Annotated in this window: 2 protein-coding genes; both read left to right on the top strand. The window is 61.5% G+C overall.

What is annotated here, in order from left to right; translation table 11 throughout:
• Window positions 1-395: transposase (locus tag DAD99_RS21330; RefSeq protein WP_193343173.1), on the top strand; the 395-nt coding region annotated here is incomplete at its 5' end.
• Window positions 396-724: 329 nt separating this feature from the next.
• A protein-coding gene (locus DAD99_RS21325; protein WP_193343172.1) for an IS3 family transposase occupies window positions 725-1,872 on the top strand; the annotation gives its coding sequence in 2 pieces (ribosomal slippage) (window positions 725-998 and window positions 998-1,872; 1,149 coding nt in all).
• Window positions 1,873-1,902 lie beyond the last annotated feature (30 nt).

The following is a 1,902-nucleotide window of genomic DNA, read 5'->3' as shown; positions in this document are numbered from 1 at the left end:
GCAAGCACCGGGCCATCGAGTTCAGGAAGTTCCTCGCCAAGATCGACGCCCAGGTCCCCGAGGGCCTGGACGTGCACCTGATCTGCGACAACTACCAGACCCATAAGACACCCGTTGTGAAGACATGGCTGCAGAACCACCCACGGTTCCATATGCATTTCACGCCGACCTACTCATCCTGGCTGAACCAGGTCGAGCGGTTCTTCGGCTTCGTCACCGAGGACCTGCTGCGCCGCAGCGATCACCGCAGCGTCCAAGCGCTCGAGTCCGACATCCGCAAATGGGTCAGCGAATGGAACCCCAACCCCACACCCTTCACCTGGACCAAGACAGCAGAACAGATTCTCGAATCAATCGGCCGACTTCTGAACCGAATTTCTGGCGCAAGACACTAGTTGGCGGTTTCGTCCTGAATTGTTGGCGAAGACTGGCCTAGTTGGCGATCGGGAGCGCCCTTCCAACCTAGATGTACCCTTTCCAACTTCGTTGGCCACGTTTCATGGTGGTTGGCCAACTGTTCCACCCAGTTGGCCAACCACCTGTGTGAATCTGTGAGTGTGTCGAGGCTCGCGATGGTGACGACGCGATAAAGCGCCCGGGGCTGCGCTTGACGACCGGCTGACGGGCACATCTGCGAGGGGTTGTGGTTGGGTCCCCAGATAGAAGTCCAGTATCTGTGTGAGTTTCGTGTCCGAGAATGGACACAGGAGGAAATTCACGAATCATGGCACGCAGACATACCCCCGATCAGGTCATCGCCAAAGTCCGGCAGGGCCAGAAAATGCTCAATGACGGGCGCCCGATGGTCGAGGTCATCAAGGAGCTCCAGGTCACCGAGGCGACCTGGTACCGGTGGCTGAACCAGTACGGGTCCGAGAGGAACGCCGAGGCGTCCAAGCGGACCAGGGAGCTGGAGAAGGAGAACGCCCGGCTCAAGCGCCTGCTGGCGGAGAAGGAACTGGCCATCGACATCCTCAATGAGGTGGCCAAGGGAAAATTCTGAGCCCCGAACCCCGCCGCCGTGCCGTGCGCATGGCAGTGGAGAAGTTCGGGGCGTCCGAGCGTTTCGCGTGCTCGCTTCTGGGGCAAAACCGGTCCGCGTTCCGCAAGAAGAAGCCCGACATGGGCTTCGAGGAAGCCCAGCTCAGGGCAGCACTGCGGGCCGTGGCCGGGAAGCACCCCGCGTGGGGCTGGCGGAAGGCCCGCTGGCACCTGCTGGCCCAGCCGGACTGGGACGGCGTGGCGCTGAACCGGAAGCGGGTCCGCCGGCTCTGGCGCGACGAAGGCCTGGTCTGTAAGCCCAAGCCGCGGAAGAAGCGCCGCACGGGGCCCGGCGCCGGGGAGCAGAAGCGCNTCACAGCGGAGTACCCGATGCACGTGGTCAGCTTCGACTTCCAGTCCGACGTGACCTCCTGCGGACGGCACATCCGGTTCTTCAACGTCATCGACGAATACACCCGCACCGCGCTGGCCATCATCCCGCGGCGGTCATTCAAAGCCACCGACGTCGTCGCGGTACTGGAGAACATCATCGCCGAAACCGGCACCGCCCCGACCTACATCCGGTGCGACAACGGGCCGGAATTCACCGCGGCCGCCCTGATTGACTGGTGCAACAGCGCCGGCGTCGATACCGCGTTCATCGACCCGGGATCACCCTGGCAGAACGGCTTCATCGAATCCTTCAATGCCCAATTCAGAAGGGAACAACTCACCGGCGAAATCATGGACACCATGGCCGAAGCGAAGTATTTGGCCGACGAATGGAAAGCTATCTACAATCATGAACGGCCCCACGGATCCCTGGACGGCATGACGCCGAAAGACTACTGGGAAACGTGGACCGAAAAAACCACATTAGCTATCGCATAGACGCTGGACTGCTAACGGGGGCCCAACCAG

This window comes from Pseudarthrobacter sp. AB1, from assembly GCF_014926485.1.
Taxonomy (GTDB): domain Bacteria; phylum Actinomycetota; class Actinomycetes; order Actinomycetales; family Micrococcaceae; genus Arthrobacter.
This window is presented reverse-complemented; position numbering and strand designations above follow the sequence as displayed.